The 18559-nt window shown below is 54.7% G+C and carries 14 protein-coding genes; 11 read left to right on the forward strand and 3 right to left on the reverse strand.

The features are described 5' to 3' along the window. Both ABX962_RS09320 and ABX962_RS09325 read right to left on the reverse strand, forming a co-directional pair. Positions 1–2894: family 16 glycoside hydrolase (locus ABX962_RS09320; RefSeq protein WP_372718739.1), on the reverse strand; the 2894-nt coding region annotated here is incomplete at its 3' end. 447 nt (positions 2895–3341) lie between these two features. Further along, positions 3342–4685: a tetratricopeptide repeat protein gene (locus tag ABX962_RS09325; protein WP_372718741.1), complete on the reverse strand. Its 1344-nt coding sequence runs from the start codon at positions 4683–4685 to the stop codon at positions 3342–3344. Between the two features lie 639 nt (positions 4686–5324). On the opposite strand from ABX962_RS09325, the gene ABX962_RS09330 reads away from it, so the two are divergent. The 10 genes from ABX962_RS09330 (at position 5325) to ABX962_RS09375 (ending at position 17163) form a co-directional block, all read left to right on the forward strand. Continuing rightward, positions 5325–6794, forward strand: a complete 1470-nt coding sequence (locus ABX962_RS09330) for a ferredoxin (RefSeq protein ID WP_372718743.1) — start codon at positions 5325–5327, stop codon at positions 6792–6794. A gap of 297 nt (positions 6795–7091) precedes the next feature. After that, positions 7092–7745 (forward strand): hypothetical protein, encoded by a 654-nt coding sequence (locus ABX962_RS09335; RefSeq protein WP_372718745.1) that lies wholly within the window; start codon positions 7092–7094, stop codon positions 7743–7745. A 170-nt stretch (positions 7746–7915) separates the two neighbouring features. Beyond that, positions 7916–10939 (forward strand): PSD1 and planctomycete cytochrome C domain-containing protein, encoded by a 3024-nt coding sequence (locus ABX962_RS09340; RefSeq protein ID WP_372718747.1) that lies wholly within the window; start codon positions 7916–7918, stop codon positions 10937–10939. Between the two features lie 65 nt (positions 10940–11004). Further along, on the forward strand, positions 11005–12408 hold the full coding sequence (locus tag ABX962_RS09345) for a DUF1501 domain-containing protein (protein WP_372718749.1): 1404 nt from the start codon (positions 11005–11007) through the stop codon (positions 12406–12408). Between the two features lie 94 nt (positions 12409–12502). Then, a complete protein-coding gene (locus ABX962_RS09350; RefSeq protein ID WP_372718751.1) occupies positions 12503–13117 on the forward strand; it encodes a hypothetical protein in 615 nt (204 codons plus the stop codon). After that, a complete protein-coding gene (locus ABX962_RS09355; RefSeq protein WP_372718753.1) occupies positions 13117–13539 on the forward strand; it encodes a transcriptional regulator in 423 nt (140 codons plus the stop codon). Before ABX962_RS09350 ends, ABX962_RS09355 begins: the two co-directional genes overlap by 1 nt. A 62-nt stretch (positions 13540–13601) precedes the next feature. Then, positions 13602–14486 carry a ferritin-like domain-containing protein gene (locus ABX962_RS09360; RefSeq protein ID WP_372718755.1) on the forward strand — a complete coding sequence of 295 codons (885 nt, stop codon included), beginning with the start codon at positions 13602–13604 and terminating at the stop codon, positions 14484–14486. 95 nt (positions 14487–14581) lie between these two features. Next, positions 14582–15676 (forward strand): Gfo/Idh/MocA family protein, encoded by a 1095-nt coding sequence (locus ABX962_RS09365; protein ID WP_372718757.1) that lies wholly within the window; start codon positions 14582–14584, stop codon positions 15674–15676. Between the two features lie 141 nt (positions 15677–15817). Beyond that, complete coding sequence (locus ABX962_RS09370; RefSeq protein WP_372718759.1) at positions 15818–16207, forward strand: hypothetical protein; 390 nt, start codon at positions 15818–15820, stop codon at positions 16205–16207. After that, positions 16204–17163: an H-X9-DG-CTERM domain-containing protein gene (locus ABX962_RS09375; protein WP_372718761.1), complete on the forward strand. Its 960-nt coding sequence runs from the start codon at positions 16204–16206 to the stop codon at positions 17161–17163. The genes ABX962_RS09370 and ABX962_RS09375 overlap by 4 nt, the downstream gene beginning before the upstream one ends. A gap of 214 nt (positions 17164–17377) precedes the next feature. Here ABX962_RS09375 and tnpA read toward each other — a convergent pair whose 3' ends face one another. Further along, entirely contained in the window at positions 17378–17842 is a 465-nt protein-coding gene (gene tnpA, locus ABX962_RS09380; protein ID WP_372718763.1) for an IS200/IS605 family transposase, read from the reverse strand. 375 nt (positions 17843–18217) lie between these two features. Between tnpA and ABX962_RS09385 the strand changes: the two genes are divergently transcribed. Beyond that, on the forward strand, positions 18218–18559 hold a 342-nt coding region (locus ABX962_RS09385; protein WP_372718765.1), incomplete at its 3' end, for a hypothetical protein.

The raw sequence follows: 18559 nt of genomic DNA on the forward strand, positions 1-18559 counted from the left end.
ACCAAATACTTCCAAATCGCGTCGATCTGCTTATCGGGGTTGCCACCATAGAGGTCCGCCAGCGGCGATTCGCCATCCACAAAACTCTTGGGCATCCGCGTCCCAGGCCGATACAACGGTGGATCGAGCAAATAGCGATGGAACCACTCCGGACGTAATCGCGTGGTCATCTTAAGCATGTCAATCGCTCCGATGCCGCCTCCCTTGGCGCCGTTGTAGCTGTGGCATTTGATGCACGCCAAGCCGCGATTACCAACACACTGTCGCCCTCCGGCGATTTGAGCATCGGTGGCTGGCTCGGTCGCGATCGGAGCGTCATCGCCCTTGCGGTCGAGTTTGTTGATCGATTCGTGCATCGCTTTCAAATGTTCATAGCGAAACGCCGGCATCCGGGTCAGCATGTAGGGACGCTCGTTTGCCCCGTTCTGCAGAATCGTTTTCATGTAGGCGTCGGTAAGCTTGTCCCCCACTCCATCCAACGGCGGCGGCATTTGGCCCTCGAGCCCCATTTCCGGCGTGGTGCTGATGAACGAGGCTTCACGGATCGGTTCGGGGCCGCCAACGGTACCACGTTTGTGACATGCGTAACAATTCATCGCGGTCATCGTCACGTGCACCCGAGTGGCATCGTCAACATCAGGCACGCCAGATTGTTTTCGCTGCCCGATTGCGGCGGTGATCGCGGCACGCTGAGTGTTGTTCAACTCGAAATCAACGACGCCCGGCGGAGTGGCGGGAACGTCGTCGGCCAAGCAGCCTCGGTTCAAATCGAGCTGCTTCAGCGGTTTTGCAAGCAGTGTTGCGGAGGTGCCCTTGAACGCATGACAGTTTGCACATCCCACCGATTGGAAAATCTGTTGGCCGGTTTGGGCAAGCGAAGGATTCGGCACATATGTGCTGGGAAGAAAGTCCAGCGTCACCGGGTTTTCCGGATCAATGACCACCGATTCCACCGGCGTCCATCCAAATTCTTTGTCTTCAAATTCAAGGCTGACTTCCGCGCCGCCTCCCTTTTGCAAAAATTTTAGCGTCAGCTTGTGCTGGCCTTCGCTTAGCTTGATCGAACCGGTGGCCGTGGTCGGCGGGTGAACGCCGTCGTTTTCCGTCACTTCGGTTCCATCGACGAACACGCGGCTGCCATCATCGCTTTTGACTCGGAACGCATATTCGCCCTCTTTGCGAATCAACAGCGTCGCATCAAAGATTACGGCGTATTGAACCTTCGGCTCGATATCGCTGATCTTCAACCCGACTACTTCATCGGTCGATTCGGGTTGCAGCTTGCTAAAGTCGGGTAGTCGGTCCCAGTCGCCGCGGTAAATGCGACGCTTGAATTTGCCGAGTCCCGATTGAACGACCACATCGCCGAGCAAGTAGGCTGCTATCGCCGTCGTTTCCGTTGCCGAGCCGACGAAGCCAGGCATCCGAACGCCCGGACGGGTGACATGTGGCTCGCTGAGGAAATCGGTCAGCGAGCTGAGGGTGTATTTCTTTTCGATGCCAGCAAGCGGTACCGACGTGCTTGCCATCGCCGCCTTGCTGGACTTGGGATCGGCCGCATGACAGGCAACACAGCCCACGGTTTGATAGAGTTTACGTCCGGTCTTGATCAAATCTTTCGGGGCAGCCCGGTCCTGCAGCGTCCCCGAGCCTTTGCTGACCAGAAAACTGGTGATCGCTTGAGCTTTCTCGCGGCGCTGCTCGGAGCTGAGATTCCCCCACGGATCGGGCATCGTCGTGCCGGGTTTGAATTGATGGGGATTGGCGATCATGTCGACCATCGCATCGACTCGCACACGTCCGGCGACTGCAGAAAGATCAGGCCCGCGTTTGATCGACAAATCAGCAAAGGTGTCGGCGGCATGGCAGGCGTCGCACGCCAACGCATTGATCAGTAACTCACCTGCGACTGCATCGGGCTCACTACTGCTGGCGTAAAAACGTTCGAATCCTGCCACGATCGGTCGGCGAGCTTCACGCGCGGTATCGACCGGAACGATCCAAATATTGCGGTAGCGAACCGGATTGCCATGATTTTGCAAATGGATCGGCCCCGGTGCGGCGGATTCCTTCAGCGGGGCTCCACGTGTAGGACCGGAAATCGACACGTTGTTTTGCACAATCACGCCATTCAGACGCACGGTCATCTTGGCATCGGATGTCTTCTTGCCTTGGGCGTTAAAGCGAGCGGCAGTAAAGTCGACATCGTAGGTCTGCCACGACAACGGCGGAAAGCACATATTGATCGAAGGGGCACTAACCGTATAAATGCCGCCTGCCTCGTTGTCTTTTCCCTCCAGCCCAAATGAATCCAGTACTTGCGTCTCGTAGCGGCCTTGATGATAGACACCACTGTTGCCACGCGCTTGGCCCGTCGCCTTGGGCATGAACGGCGTTTTAAATTCCAAATGCAATCGATAATCACCGAACGTTTCTTTGGTCGTCGTGCCTTCGCCAAGCATATCGGACGCGATCAGCTTTCCATTACGCCAATGCTTGTCGATCGATGCTTTGGTGCCATCAAACAACACCGAGGCACCACGCGGCGGTTTCGCCCCGAGCGTCGGGCTTTTTCGCTCGACTTTCTCTAACTCCATCGCTTCGACCAGATCGGCCACCACATCGGCGTCGCCTTCGAGTCGTCGCGGTGGGGCCGGTTTCGCTCCGGCACCGGGCAATCCGCCTTCGTAGACAACCAAGTCGAATTCTCCATCGCCGCGGGCAATGACTTGCATTCCCTGGGTCTCACCGACGTATTCACCCTGGATCAAAAAGTCGGGATTGGCTTTCGCCGATTCCACACTGTCAAAAACTTGGGCAAACGCAGTGGATGCGAACAGTGAAAAAATCGATGCGGTCCATACCGCGTGTCGCAATCGAGATAACAAGATCACTGTAAGTAACCAATCTTGAGATTAGGAAGGAAGTTGCGCGAGGGGCTCAGGCCCCGATGCCAGCGTGATCGCTCGATCGGACCAAGAGAGTGAATAGAATAGTCGATGCGCCGTCCCAAGGAAACGGTCGGCACCGATCTGTGCCAGTCTGGGGCAGCCACCCGCATGTCAGCAGGATTTTTTGGGCACGCTAGCGCAGCCAAGACGAGCGACGGTCTCACCCGCCGGGTGTTTTTAGCGGTGCGGCGTAAGCCGCCCGGTTGCAGCGAGTAAAACGTTCGAATTTTACCGGGCGGCTTGCGCCGCTCCGCTATAAAAACCAGCTGTTTAGTACCAAATGAGCAGGCATTGGGCGCGTGTCGCAAGTGATACTAAAAGTCGATGGCAACGGCCCCCCGTGAGAGAGCGATTTTCGCTGCCGATTCCATTGAAGCTTCGAGACAGAAGCTACGGGGCGGACTTGGCCTTCGCGGTGGCCACATCGTCTTGCGTCGGCTCGTTTTCGGATGCCAGATCCGCGTCGTCGGGGTTGGCGGTAAACGGCTGTTTGTCCTGGTACCGCTGCAATATTTTCTTGGCGAACTCTTGAAACGCTTCAGGAGCGTTTTCGACAACTTTCTCCTGCCATCCGATCGCTTCCTCAAATTTGCCGTCCGCTGCAAACGCGGCCGCTAATGCCGACAGGTCGCCAAGGTTGCTGTAATCGCTGAGCTCACAGGCCGCCTTGGCCGATTCGATCGCCTTGGCCGGATCACGTAACGAATCCTGCTTGGCGGTCGCCAGCAACCAAGCTCGGTTTTGCAGAGCCAAACCGTACTGAGGCGCCAATTCAATGGCTTTGTCGTAGTCGGCTAGCGCATCGGCAGCGTTTCCGAGCTGGAATTGGTTGTAGCCACGGTTATTGAACGCCACCGCAGACTCGGGGTTCAACGCGATGACTTGCGAGAAATCCTTTACCGCAGCCTTGTGGTTGCCCTGTTGAAAATAGATATACCCTCGCCCCGAAATCGCATCGATGTCTTTTTCGTTGCCGTTTAGGATCGCATTGAAGTCTTCGATGGCCCGATCGAGCTTACCGTCCGCTTTCAACGCGATCGCTCGCTGACGCAGCAGCGAGGCATTTCCCGGTTTTTGTTTTAACGCGGCGGTGTAGTCGCCGATTGCTTTTTCGACCTCTCCTTGCGCCATGTAGACGGCCGCGCGATTGATCAGCGGTGCAATCGATTCGGGATCAAGCTCGAGCGCTTTGTTGTAATCCGCAATCGCGTTGTCAAAGTTACCGATCGACGCATGGAACAGCCCGCGGCTCGAAAAAGCATGTGGTTCTTCGTAGCCAAGTTTGATTGCTTGGTCAAAATCCTCGACCGCTTTTTCGGTTTTCCCGAGCGCCCACCATGCCGAAGCACGAAGCGTTAAAAAGCGTCCTTCGTCAGGATTCCGCTCGATCAAATCGCTGTAAATATCGGTCGATTCAGCGAGCCGGACCGCGTTGACTTTGTCCACGGCGCCACGGGATCCATCGTGAGTCAGGATCACGTAATCGTCTTCACGTTCTTCGATGACGGTCAGCAAATCGCCTTTTTCGATCACATCCGTAACCTTCTCGCCATCGGTCAATTTCATTTCGACTCGAGCGACCACAGGCTCTTGAGGCGGTGCCGCCGACGTCGTCAACGCCGGCAGAGTGACGCCGGCAATCAACAAACAGGCAATCATCAAACAACCGGATGCGAAAGAGTGCCCGAAGCGACAGAGAGGGATCGTTTTGAGAGTCAGTTTGTACGTCTTCACGAACGGCATTCCTGCAGAAGAAGATGTTGAAAAAGGGAGCTTCGTCTCGGAATCCCGGCGATTTGCCAGGACTCATCCGATTGAAACTAGTTCAGCATCAGAGGGATGCGGTTGTTTGTTTGTCGGATTTCTAAGCTTTGCTCAAAAAATAGTCAGAAACATCTGATGTAGCGTTCTTAGCGAATATGCCGGTGAATTGCCGCATCAGGCAGGGATTCATCGCTGCTGCAACAGCGATTCTCGACTTTTTTGCAGGTCAAGGATTGCAACTCGTTACTCCCCATTTAGTCTCGTCTATGTCGCTCGGGGGATCGGCAACTGGCTAGGCCACTGGTCATGGCCTAACGATACGTACATTTACCTTTATGTTTTTGGAGCGTGACAACTGTGAAGTGGTTTGCAAATTTATCAGCCATCTGTGTGGCGTTGGTCGTATCCAGCGTCTCTCAAGCTGGCCACTGCCTCTCCTGTGGCGGATGCAGTGATCCTTGTGCTAGCGGTGCCGTTTCGACGGGCGCTGGCTGTAGCAGCGCCGCCGGTTGCGGTGCTGCAATCAGTTCAGGTGCCGGATGTGCAACTGAACTTGGTTGTTCAACCGGTCCCGCTACGTCCCTCGGTAGCGAATCGTTGTGCCAACCAGTGAAAAACTATCGTGTTGTTTTGGAACCAAAGTATGTCACCGAAACACGCATCGTTTGTGTTACTGAAAATCGTGAAGAAGTGCGTCATCGCACCAAAACGGTCTACAAAACGGTTCCTGTGACCGAAGAGCGTTACCGCACCAAGGTCGTTAACAAACCGGTCACCGAAATCAAAACCGTCGAGTACAGCGTGCTGGTCCCTGAGAAATCAGAAAAGACCGTCGAAGTCACCGAAACGGTACCGGTTTGGGTTGAAGTCCCCGAAGAATACACCGTGCGGGTTCCTCAACTCGTCGAAGTTCCTGAGGAATACACCGTCAAGGTTCCTCAGTTGCAGGACGAGACTTTCACCTACACGGTTAGCGTTCCCCAAGTGGTCACCGAACAACGCATGCACACCGTCGTGAACGCGGTTCCCGTGTCGAAAACTCGCACGGTCGAATTCTGCGTGCCTACGACCACCATGAAAACCGTCACCAAAGACTACGGTCATTGGGAAGAACAAGTGGTTGCTGCGACATCGGCACCCGCCGGGTACAGCAGCGGAAACGGCTGTGGCAATGGCATGATGGGCGGCTGTGGTTCATCGGTCGGTCACCGCCATGGATGTGGTCTGCTTCGCGGACATTGCAAACGATCCTGCGGTCGTTGTGCATCAAGCTGCGGTTCAGCTTGTGGCAGTCCATGTGGCAGCTCGGCCTGTGGCAGCTGCGGATCCAACGGTGGTGGCAACGGCGCTTCGATCGCCGGTGTCAGCCAATCCGCCGTGGGTGCATGTGGCACGACCACCAAGCGAGTTTGGGTTCCTAACGTTGTGACGGAACAAGTGGCTGTCTCTGGCATGACCACTCGTTCGCAAGAAGTGAGCTACACCGTTTACGAACAACAAAGCGAGCAAGTTCCTTACGAATGCACCAAAGTGGTCTATCAGCCTGAAACACGCACAGGCACCAAAAAGTCGGTCGTTTACGTCGACGAAACACGCACTCGCATGCGTAAAGTCGTCAAATACAGCGACGAAACTCGCACTCGTATGCGTAAGCAACTCGAGTACACCACGGTGACCAAGACCGAAACGATTCCTCACGTTTCTTATCGCACGGAAAAACGCACCAAGGAAGTGAACTACACCTACAACGTTCCTGAGCACGTTGTCGAGCCTTACACCGTGACTCGTAACGACTGCGTTGCGGAAGAGCAAGTCGAAGAGTACACCGTGTGCGTGCCTGTGGTTGTGAACAAAGAGCAAAAAGTTCAAGTTTGCAAGATGGTTCCACGCTTGGTCGAAGAGACCATCAACTTGTGCTGTGATGCGGATGCGGATGCGGGATCGGCTGCTGCCGTCGGCAGTGGCTGCGGTTGCGCGGCACCCGCAGCCGCAAGCTGTGACTCGTGTGGTTCGGCTGCTGCCGCTCCGGCATGCAGCTCTTGTGGTTCGGCCGCATCTTCGTGTGCCTGTGGCAGCTAGTCAGCGAAATGATGTGCAGGCGACTTGACACGTTCAATTCGCCGAAATTCAAACGAAACCGGCCGTCCGCATGGAATTTGCGACGGGCGGTTTTTTGTTGCAAACTCGCATTTTGCCGGTTGTTCCGGTTTCGCGAGCAACAGATCGATGGGTTGGAGAAAGATGGGCAATTCAAATTAGACTTCGATGGGTTGGCAACTAAGTTCAATGTAACAGGCGGGGGGGCAGTCACCCACACGCCACCCGCCTTTCCCAACACAACGTTTCACCTACTTCCATTTTGGAGTTTCTCAGAAGATGTCATTTCCTTTTTCGCTCAAGAATTTAGTTGCTTGTTTCGCGGTTGCAGTAATCTCGTCGTCGGCTCTCGGGCTGAATGGGTTCGCCGATGACGAAGCCCAAGCCGTTCCGGCCAAGAAGGCCGACGTGGTTGCCAAGGCGACGCCGGTTGCCAAGGCAGTGGTCACAAGCAGCAAAGTTCGACCGCTGAGCGTCAGCGTTGACTTGATTAGCAAGACTGTGATCAAGGGCACCTTGACCGACACCACTCAGCTCGACATGCAAACCTCGTTCGGCGTTGCTAACATCCCGCTTTCGGAAGTCGCAGGAATCAAGTTTGCCTCGGCCGACGATGCGTCGACCACCGTCGTCATGCTCAATGGTGACTCAATCACCGGTGCAACCGACGTCAAACTTGTTACCGTTGAAACCGAATGGGGGATCGCCACCATCAACGGCAGCAGCATCGCATCGATTTTGTTCGTCCCCGGCGTGGACTGGAACCCGCAAGCTGGTTTGAACGGCAAACGATGGAACTTGGCGAATGAGCCCAAAGAGCCAGTGGCTGCAAAAGCACCTGCCCAAACCCCCGCTGCAGCCCCCACCCAAAATCGTCAAATCGTTTATCCCAACGGTTCGACCGCTCCAAACCAATACTATCGCGGTCGATAGTCTGAAGCTTCTAAGCGAATAACAACTTCAGGCTGGCGTTTCTGTCAAAGGAAACGCCAGCCTTTTTTTGTGGTCTAGCAATGTTTCGATTCGCGTATGGAGATCATGCGAGACTTGATATAATAGCCGCCTCGCCCTCGCCTAGTTCTCCCACCTTCGGATCAGAATCGATGCGTGCCCTCCATTCCATCGGCATCCGTAACTTCGCAGTGATTCCCTTTGCTCTGATTTCACTTGCCGGGGGCGCCACCGCATGGGCCGACCGACCGCTGCGATTTAATCGGGACGTGCGTCCGATTCTGTCCGATAAATGTTTCGCCTGTCACGGCCCCGATGCGGACACGGTCGAAGGCGGATTACGGTTGGACTTGCGTGACGAGGCGACCGAAGCGAGCGATGCGATCGTGCCGGGCAACGCATCGGACAGCGAGTTTGTTCGCCGGATCGTTTCGGATGATCCCGACGAACGAATGCCGCCGCCGGAATCTCACAAACATCTTGACGCATCCGAGATAACATTGCTGCGTCGCTGGATTGACGAAGGCGCCATCTACGAGCCGCACTGGGCGTATGTCCCGCTGGTTCGTCCGACGCTACCAGCGTCACCGGATGTCGCGGCGACACCGCACGTGATTGATCAGTTCATTGCCAGACGGTTATCCGAAGAAACCGTCCAGCCTGTGTCCCAAGCAGACCGCGTTACTTTGATTCGGCGATTGTCGTTTGATTTGACGGGCCTTCCTCCTACGCTTGATGAAGTCAACGCGTTCGTCAACGACACGAGTGACGATGCTTACGAAAAGCTCGTCGACCGCATGCTGCGTTCGCCACGCTATGGCGAGCGAATGGCAATCTATTGGTTGGACCTGGTTCGTTATGCCGACACCGTCGGTTACCACGGGGACCAGAACGTTTCACAATCCCCGTACCGCGATTATGTCATCAAGGCGTTTAACGCCAACATGCCCTATGACCAATTTGTCCGAGAACAATTAGCCGGCGATCTGCTTCCGAGCCCCACGATCGACCAGCTTGTCGCTTCGGGCTATAACCGATTGAATCAGACAACCGAAGAGGGTGGAGCGCAGGCCAAGGAATACCTTTCGATCTACTTTGCCGACCGAGTTCGCAACGTATCGCAGGTGTTCATGGGAGCCACCGTAGGGTGTGCCCAGTGCCACGACCATAAATACGATCCCTATACCGCACGCGACTTTTACTCGCTGGGTGCCTTCTTTGCCGATCTAGAAGAACGGGGTGTTTATAGCGCCCGTAGTCGCCCCCCGAGTATTCGCGTGCCACGTGAATCGGATCTTGAAAAGATCGAAGCGATCGATCAACGCATCGCAAGCGTCACGTCCGAGCAACAGTCGCTTCGCCAAACCCTGATTTCGTCCCAACCGCAATGGGAAACCGAAGCAAAGGCTCAGTTGTCCGAAAATACCGAAGTCGAAACGGTGTGGATTGACGACGCACAAGACACCGGAGGCAATAGCGACGGCGATTGGACGTTCGTCTCCTCCGAATCGGCACCGGTGCACAGCGGCACTGCCTCGCGGCGTCAATCCAGTGAAGGATTGGTCCAGCATTTCTTTCTCGGTGCGAAAAAGACCGCCAAGGTCTCTGCCGACACGCGGTTTTTCGTCTGGGTCTACCTCGATCCCAAAAATCCTCCTGAATCGATCATGCTGCAGTGGAACGATGGTCAATGGGATCATCGTGCGGTGTGGGGAAGTGATGCGATTTCCTACGGCCGACGAACCGAATCGTGGGCCGGGTACCAACGACGCGGCGAGCTGCCGGAAACCGGCAAATGGGTTCGGCTCGAAGTGGACGCGAATCAGGTGGGCTTAACCGAACAGAAACCTGTCGTTGGCATGGCGTTCACTCAATTCGGAGGCCTCGTTTACTGGGACAAAGCCGGCTGGATCGCCAAAGCAGGCATTCCCCAACCAATCGCCGATGCTCTTCAAATTTCTGCCCATGATCGCAATGAGACTCAAGCCGCAGCGGTGCGAGAGTATTACCTCGCCAATTCACCGCCGGTCATCGAGCTTGAAGAACGCCTAAAGCGTCTGCAGGCCGAGCGGACCGCGGTCGAAGAATCATCCCCAATGACGTTGATCAGCAAATCGGTCACGCCGCGAACCATTCGAGTTCAGCCTCGAGGCAATTGGATGGACGATTCAGGCGAAATTGTCGAGCCTGCGATCCCAGCGTTCCTGGGCAAACTTGAAACCAATGGACGCGCAACGCGACTCGATTTGGCCAATTGGCTATGTCGCTCGGACAACGTTTTGACGTCGCGTACGATGGTCAATCGACTTTGGTACTTGATGTTTGGACGCGGAATTTGTGCCAGTGTCGATGATTTTGGCGGGCAAGGAACCTTTCCCTCTTACCCCGATCTGCTGGATTGGTTGGCCGTCGAATTCGTCGAGTCGGGTTGGGATATCAAATACATACTACGTGTGATCGTCACCAGCGAAACCTATCGCCGGTCCTCTCGCCCGAGCGAGCAACTGCGCAAACTCGATCCCTACAACGAACTCTTCGCTCGACAAGGCCGTTTTCGCATCGACGCGGAAATGGTACGCGACAATGCCCTGGCAATCAGCGGTTTGTTGGTCGAGCAAATCGGGGGTAAAAGCGTCAAACCTTATCAACCCGAGGGCTATTATGCGCAGCTGAATTTCCCTCGCCGCACCTATGTCGCAGACCAAGGCAATGACCAGTATCGACGAGGCGTCTACACACATTGGCAACGGACGTTTCTGCACCCCATGCTAAAAGCGTTTGATGCGCCGAGCCGCGAGGAATGTACGGCGGCGCGAGCAAAATCCAATACGCCGCTGCAAGCGTTATCGCTGTTGAATGACCCGACCTTTATCGAGGCAGCACGCGTGTTTGCCGCTAGAATCATGCGTGAATCAGGCCCCGCGGTGGATCAGCGAATCGAGTGGGCCTATCAAACGACGCTCTCCCGCGAACCTGAAACCGAGGTGGCAAGCGAACTGAGACAGATCTACGACAAACACCTCGCTCACTATATGGACAATCAAGACGAGGCGTCGAAGTTGATTTCCGAAGGAAACGCGGCCGTCGCTACGGATTTGCCTGCGGCGGAGTTGGCGGCCTGGAGCAGCGTAGCCCGCGTCTTGCTGAATTTGCACGAAACGATGATGCGGTATTAATCGATCGCGTGAAATTGACTTTCGTGATTGCACTTTTTTCATTCACTTGAACCATCGAGACAACGATGTTCCCGATCCAAAACGAGATGGCACGACGTACCTTCCTGCGACGAGGCGGGCTGGGGACCATCGCATTGACGTCGCTGTTTCGAGCCAACGATTCGGCCGCTGCCGCGTCACTTGGCTCTGGCGGTCTGCATCATCGCCCCCGCATCAAACGCGTCATCCATCTCTACATGGCTGGTGGACCGAGTCATCTTGAAACCTTCGATTACAAGCCGGAAATGGCCAAGTACGATGGCCAACCGATGCCGCAATCGCTGACCGACGGACAACCGATCGCTCAGTTGCAAGGCAAAACGCTAAAGGTCATGGCGCCACAGCACCCGTTTGCTCGTCATGGACAAAGTGGATTGTGGATGTCGAGCGTCTTCAAACATACCGCCTCCCTAGCCGATGACATGTGTGTGATCAAGTCGATGCACACCGAGCAAATCAACCACGACCCCGCACATACGTTTTTCAATACCGGCACCGCCATCAGCGGGCGTCCCTCGATGGGCGCCTGGGTGATGTATGGGTTAGGTGCGGAAACGCAAGAATTGCCTGGATTTATCGTTTTGACCAGCGAAGGCGGCGGTCAAAGTCAACCGATCAGTTCACGGCAATGGCACTCGGGATTTTTACCCAGCCGCTATCAGGGCGTGCAAATGCATGCGACCGGAAATCCGGTGCATTATGTCGGCAACCCCACCGGCGTCGGTCCACGTCAACAGCGAGAGGTTGTCGATGCGGTCTCGCGGATCAACTCGCTCCGCAACCAAGAGCTGGATGATCCCGAAATCGCGACACGGATCAGCGGGTATGAAATGGCGTTTCGGATGCAGACGTCTGTGCCCGAGTTGACGGATATGTCTGGCGAACCCGAACACATCGTCAAAATGTATGGCTGTACGCCGGGGGATGGTTCGTTTGGAAGTAATTGTTTGTTAGCCCGCCGCTTGGCCGAACGAGGCGTGCGGTTTATCCAGCTGTATCATCGCGGATGGGATCACCATGGCGGTGTTAAAAACGGAGTGGCAAAAACTGCGTCGCTGGTCGATCAAGGAACCGCGGCACTGGTCAATGATTTGAAACAGCGCGGGATGCTCGAAGACACCTTGATTGTGTGGGGAGGCGAGTTCGGACGCACGCCAATGGCTCAAGGCAGCGGTCGCGACCACCACATCAACGGATTCTCGCTATGGATGGCAGGCGGAGGTGTTAAAGCCGGCAGCAGCTATGGCGCGACCGACGAATTCGGCTACAACGCGGTCGAAAACAAAGTGCATGTTCGCGATTTCCACGCCACGATGCTGCATTTGCTGGGAATCGATCACAATCGGTTCAGCTACAAATTCCAAGGCCTCGACTTTCGGCTGACTGGCGTCGAACCCGCTCACGTGATCCACGACATTTTAAATACGTGAGTGCGGATCTTTTTTTGCTTGACACCACTCAAACAAACGCTTACTTTGCAATGCAAAGCAACATTGATTTACCCGCTCACCGGAACGTGTGTCGATGCGAATTGACGAGGCCCTGCAGCAATTGGATCTGATCTCGGCGGTTGCCGACCGGTCGAGAACCTTTGATGGGTTGCGGGCTGCGCCGACTGCCGCATCGGGGGTCATTGCATTGCTCGCCGCGGCGATTCAAACACGATTGGTTTCGTCATCGCCCACACCACTACAGTCCTATTTACTGCTTTGGATTGGTGTCGCTGCGGTTTCACTCTCGATTGTGATCGCCGACATGACGTTTCGTTACTATCGCGACCCGACTGCGCGAGCACGCCGAATGACGTTGGAGGTGTTATCGCGATTGGCTCCTGCAATGGTTGTCGGTGCCGCGTTGACGTTGATCGTCTTTGTGACGTCGCCGGAGGTCGCTTGGATGTTGCCGGGACTGTGGTCGCTGCTGCTTGGGCTAGGGATTTTCGCGGCCTCCTCGCTACTGCCGCGATCACTTTCGCAAGTTGCAATTTGGTACATCGGCTGTGGGTTGGCCGTGTTGATGATTTCAAGGGGCGACGGAGCACTCAGTCCGCTGGCGATGGCGATCCCGTTTGGCGGAGGTCAATGTTTCGCAGCATGGCTGATGCACCAACAGACACGCAAGCAAGAGGTGCATGTCTGATGGCGGATGCAAAACGTAAAATGGTAGCGGCGCCGCCTTCCTCCTCAGGACGCTTTGCCTACGAAGGACTTGATCGCGTCATGCACGAAAAGGCTCGCTTGGGGCTGATGACCTGTTTGGCCGGTGCCCCCGAAGGCTTGACGTTCAACGAACTGAAACGACTTTGCGATCTGACCGACGGCAATTTGAACCGGCACTTAAAACAACTTGCCGACGCGAACCTCGTTCGCTTGGTGCGTGATGATGCGGCACGGCGCCCGCAAACGACTTGCTTGTTGACCGACACGGGCCGCGAAAGTTTTGCTGCGTATCTAGCGGAACTGCAACGTGTGCTCGCCGATGCCCAGCATCAAATCAGCGCCCAACACGACCCCAACGCTCGGAAAAAATCCGCGGCACGACTCGCCACCGATTCACATTGACCTGTTCTTTTTATTTCACCATTCACTTTGCGATGCAAAGCGAAATATCGGGAGTTCCTCCAATGATCCAAATGATTCGTACCAAGCAGCGCAAGTCTTTCTTGGCGGACCGCGACGCCGCTGCGACGCTCGGACGTGGTTCGCACGCCGAGCCAACATCGGATTTGCGAGTTTCGATTCAGAACCAAGCTCACTGGAACAACTCGCAGTGGAGTCGTTATTTCATCCGTAACTTGGCGGACGAACCCGCGATCCCGTGGTCCGATTTGCCGACGCTGACCGAGGCCGAGCGTGTTGCGATTGCGACTTCGGTGCAGACGTTTCAGTTGGGCGAAAGTGGCGAGGGGCGTCATATCAAACGTTGTGCACGAAATTGGATCGACTGCGGCGGCGACCCAGATTACTTGGCCGCGTTGACATTATTTTTACAGGAAGAAAATCGCCATGCAGCATGGCTCGGGCGTTTTTTGACTCAAGAAGCAGTTCCGCTATTGCAAAAGCAGTGGTCCGACGGATGCTTTCGCTTCTTGCGTCATATGGCAGGTTTGCGGACATCGATCTCGGTGTTGGTCACCGCCGAAATCCTGGCTCAGGTGTACTACTTAGCCTTGATGCGAGCGACCGATTCGCCCACGCTGCGAGCGATCTGTCGGCGGATCTTGCGTGACGAACGGGCTCACGTGGTATTTCAGCAGAATCAGAAAGGCAATCTATCAACGAATTGGGCAAAGGTGCGTCGTCTTTGCGTTCAATCCTTGGAAACGATTCTGTTCAAAGTTGCCCGGCGAATTGTCTGGCACGAACACCATGCGGTGTTTCGAGCCGCGTCGATGGACTGGACGACCTACCGCAACCGCACCTCACGCCGCTGGGTCGCCGCAAGCAAATGGAGCCGAAACACACTTGTTGCGAGAAATTCGAGCGATTCAAATAGAGGGAACTGCTGATGCGGCGTGACGTGGATTGCCGAAACCATGCTGACCCAAGTTTTGCATCACTGGCGTTGCGCACATTTCATTTCCCATGACACCGAAGGCGAACCATGACACTCAGTCGCAGAACGATGATCGGATCCACTGCAGCACTCACCGCGTCGACGCTGCTCACCCAAGCAAAGACGCATGCCGCCGACGAAAAAACGACCGTCAATTTTGCTTTGGTCGGACTGGGCAGTTTGAGCACCAACCAAATTGCTCCGGCGCTGCAGAAGACTAAGCACGCGAAACTTGCGGGGATCGTCACAGGCACACCGGAGAAAGAAAAAATCTGGGCCGACAAGTACTCGATCAAGTCCGAGAACATTTACAACTACGAAAACTTTGACAAGATCGCGGCCAACAAAGACATCGATGTTGTTTACATCGTGTTGCCTAACGGCATGCACAAAGAGTTCACGGTGCGAGGTGCGAACGCGGGCAAGCACGTGCTGTGTGAAAAACCGATGGCCAACAGCAGCGAAGATTGCCGAGCAATGATCGAGGCATGCAAGAAAAACGATCGAAAACTTGCGGTCGGCTATCGCTGTCAATTCGAGCCCCATCACTTGTACTGTCGTGACACCGTTCAATCCGGAAAGTACGGACCGCTACACGCGATCGAAGCGGGATTTGGATTCAAGATTGGTGATCCCAACCAGTGGCGATTAAAAGCGGATTTGGCCGGCGGGGGCGCGTTGATGGACGTGGGGATTTATGCACTGCAAGCGTGCCGCTTTTTAACCGGCGAAGAACCGGTCGCGGTGACGGCACAAGAAACCAAAATGGATCCCAAAAAATTTGCCGAGGTCGACGAAACGATCACATGGACGATGACCATGCCCAGCGGCGTGAATTGTTACTGCAGCACATCGTACGCATTTAACGGCATCAATCGCTTCAACGCTTACGGCGAATCAGGTTGGTTAGGACTCGATCCAGCCTACAGCTACAAAGGGATCAAGGGTCAAAGCAAAGATGGTCCGATCCAGTTTGACCAAATTGACCAGTTCGCGGCCGAGATGGACGCGTTCGCACAGTGCATCCTCGAAGATCGCCAAAGCAAGGTGCCGGGCGAAGAAGGGCTGCGAGATTTGTTGGCGATCGAAGCGATTTACGCAAGCATCAAAACAGGCCAACGCACCAAGGTGCAAAAAGCGTAAACACGTGATGTAGCACGGCGTTGCATTGCGTCATTTGACCATCGGTTTACCTGTATTGCATATGATGGTCACGGTTTTATTTAACGAAACTCGCAAAGAGTTTCGGCTGACCCGTTATTCTCGAACGTTCCGTCAACGATCATGCGTGTATCCAGACGAATCGTGTTGATGTTGGGCTGGACGATCGGTTGTGCATCGACCGTCGTTGCTGGAATGCCGAGTGTTTTACCTGAGGATATCGACACAATCCTGCGGTTATCGGGTACAGCCGAGCAGCGAATCCAAGCCATCTCGTTCTTTCTCGTGGGACTTCTTGTCACGACCTTTGTGATTCGATTGCTTTGGAATTCCATTGCAAAGGACTCGGGTTGGTTGCCACCATTGACGTGGGGCAAAGCCGTTGCGGTGGTCCTGTTATGGGGGTCTTTGTTTGTTCTGGTATTAACCATGGTCTCTGGTGCACGTGAATTGCTGACTCCCGGAGCATGGGAGAAAAATGGCATTACCTACACGTTGGACGACGGGTCATGAACTGGAATCGAAACAGTGCAGCCTGGTTGGCCGGGGCAGTCGCTGTGGTTGTGTTGGCCAGTCTCCTGCTGGTACCAACGGACATTCTGAACTCGCTATTGACTGGTTGGCTTTTCTTTATTGGACGAGTCGTGCCGCAAGTTCAATTTCATAGCGGTGGTGTAGCTGTTTTTGCAGTGAGCTTTGCCGTTTCGGTTGCGTGTACCCACTACTTGCTTTCTTGGGGCATTTCCCAGGCCAACGCCAAACGACCTGCTCACGCATTGATTCAATGGCGTCTGAAATCGAGTATCGCGATTGTGATTTTGTGCATGCTGTTATTCATCGTTGGCATCGCAACGACAGCCATCACGCATCAAATCGGCTGGCTCGTCACATCCCCCGAACCGATCTTTATTAGCAAAACGCAAACGCCCCGCGATAGTGAATTGTCGGCTTATCGGCCAAACAGGGTAGAGCCTGACGAACGACAGAATTGGCTCTATCACATCAGGGCGTATGCAATTTATGAAATTCCGGAGATCGACCCGTCTCTACCATGGAATTCGTCTAACAATGCAGACGCGTTTCGTACCGTGATGCCTGATGCCATCTGTCCCTCTCAAGGGAACCCAATTTGGTCCCCCGATGGTTTTGGGTTAGCTCACAACGCCGCCAACCCCGAAGTCTTTGCAGTGACAACGCTGCATCATTTCAAAGATTTTGACAGCCTGGGGGAAACAATCTTTTTGGGCGAAGTGAATGCAGCGTTTGTTCCGTGGGCCGACCCCGACAATGTCCGATCCTTCCAACTTGGCATTCGAAAAAACTGGGAAAATTCAGAGCGAGGCCAAGTTGGTTATGGAAGTACCCATCTCTCGGGTGCCAACATGTTGATGGGGGATGGATCCATTCGATTCATCGATGATCACATCGACGCGAGAGTGCTTGAGCAATTGGGGAACGCAAAAAAGTAACCGTCGATCATCTTTCGGATTGCTGCCGCCGCTTCGCGGCTTTGTGTATTGTGGCGTATTGATGTTGCGGGCTCACGCCTGCAGCTAAGTGCTGCCGCCGCTGGCCGCGGCTATCTAAACTTAATCGCGTAGCGATGGTAGCACTTAGCCATGGGCGTCAGCCCATGGTTTACGGTGACAACGAAACCGAGAGCCGCGAAAGCGGCGGCAGCACTTAGCCATGGTGCTCATCTTCGAACAAATGCTCCGTTCGGAACTGAATATCGTGCCGTTTCAGAAAGTCGACATACTCTTCCTGAAACGTGATTTTCCGGTGATGCTCTTCTTGGTTTTGAATATAGGCTCGCACCTTCGGAATACGCGAATAACTAACCGTGAAGGCTCCATAACCTTTCTGCCATTCAAAAGTGCGTTTAACTTCGGGCTGCTCATTCATCCAACGCGACGAATTGGCTTTGACGTCGCGAATCACGCCGGATACCGCCAACGATGGCGATAGTTGCGCGAGAAGATGAACATGGTCGGCAACGCCACCGATTTGGACTAAACGTCCATTTTTACCGCGAAGCGTGCCACGAATGTATTCGTACAGTCGCTCGCGAATCTCGGTGACGATCGAGCGGGTACGGTACTTGGTCGCGTAGACAATGGGATACGTCAATTGCGTGTAACTGCCCATCAAACACCTCCCCTAGGACTGCTGCCGCCGCTCCGCGGCTCCCCTCATTTGTTTCGCATTAACACTGCGGGCTCACGCCCGCAGCTAAGTGCTGCCGCCGCTGGCCGCGGCTATTAAAACTTCATCGCGTAGCGGCGGTAGCATCTAACCAGCATACCCGCCGCAAAGATCACCTAAGAATCCCAAACGCAGTCATCTGACTGCGATCTAACTGCAGTCGATCGACTGCACTTTCATGCATCTCGCCAACAGCGATTCTGTCTAAGTTCTTTCCTGCAAACAGGATGCGACTTTTCCCAGCGGTGTGGCATGGGGTTTGTTTAAGGAGGAGAGAGCACAACGATTTTCCTTCCTTCACTTGGGCGGACTCAGGCCATGTCAGAAGCAAACTTTCACACGATCGATTCCTCGTTTCCCGCGTCCGGCGGTGGGGATGCGTTCCAAAATGAACCGGTGATACTGGCTCGCGAAGCACGCAGCCAACCATCGTTCCTGGAAAATTTCTTTAACCGCTTCTTTCAAGAAAAGAACATCAAGTGGATGCTCGTCATGGGCGCCGCGATCGTCTTCGGTTCCTCCTTGATGCTGGTCACCAAGGCGTGGCCTGATTGGACGCTGACGCTCAAGTACCTGACAATCTTGGCCTACACTGGCTTCGTTTTTGTGGCTGGCAACGTTGCACGCAAGCGTTTGCAACTCAACGCGACCTACCGAGTC

It is taken from the genome of Novipirellula sp., assembly GCF_041583735.1.
Lineage (GTDB): Bacteria > Planctomycetota > Planctomycetia > Pirellulales > Pirellulaceae > Novipirellula.

Coding starts and splice junctions, on each gene's coding strand:
- ABX962_RS09370 (WP_372718759.1), top strand. CDS start 15,818: ATGCGTGTATCCAGACGAATCGTGTTGATGTTGGGCTGGACGATCGGT.
- ABX962_RS09345 (WP_372718749.1), top strand. CDS start 11,005: ATGTTCCCGATCCAAAACGAGATGGCACGACGTACCTTCCTGCGACGA.
- ABX962_RS09350 (WP_372718751.1), top strand. CDS start 12,503: ATGCGAATTGACGAGGCCCTGCAGCAATTGGATCTGATCTCGGCGGTT.
- tnpA (WP_372718763.1), bottom strand. CDS start 17,842: ATGGGCAGTTACACGCAATTGACGTATCCCATTGTCTACGCGACCAAG.
- ABX962_RS09355 (WP_372718753.1), top strand. CDS start 13,117: ATGGCGGATGCAAAACGTAAAATGGTAGCGGCGCCGCCTTCCTCCTCA.
- ABX962_RS09365 (WP_372718757.1), top strand. CDS start 14,582: ATGACACTCAGTCGCAGAACGATGATCGGATCCACTGCAGCACTCACC.
- ABX962_RS09375 (WP_372718761.1), top strand. CDS start 16,204: ATGAACTGGAATCGAAACAGTGCAGCCTGGTTGGCCGGGGCAGTCGCT.
- ABX962_RS09340 (WP_372718747.1), top strand. CDS start 7,916: ATGCGTGCCCTCCATTCCATCGGCATCCGTAACTTCGCAGTGATTCCC.
- ABX962_RS09335 (WP_372718745.1), top strand. CDS start 7,092: ATGTCATTTCCTTTTTCGCTCAAGAATTTAGTTGCTTGTTTCGCGGTT.
- ABX962_RS09360 (WP_372718755.1), top strand. CDS start 13,602: ATGATCCAAATGATTCGTACCAAGCAGCGCAAGTCTTTCTTGGCGGAC.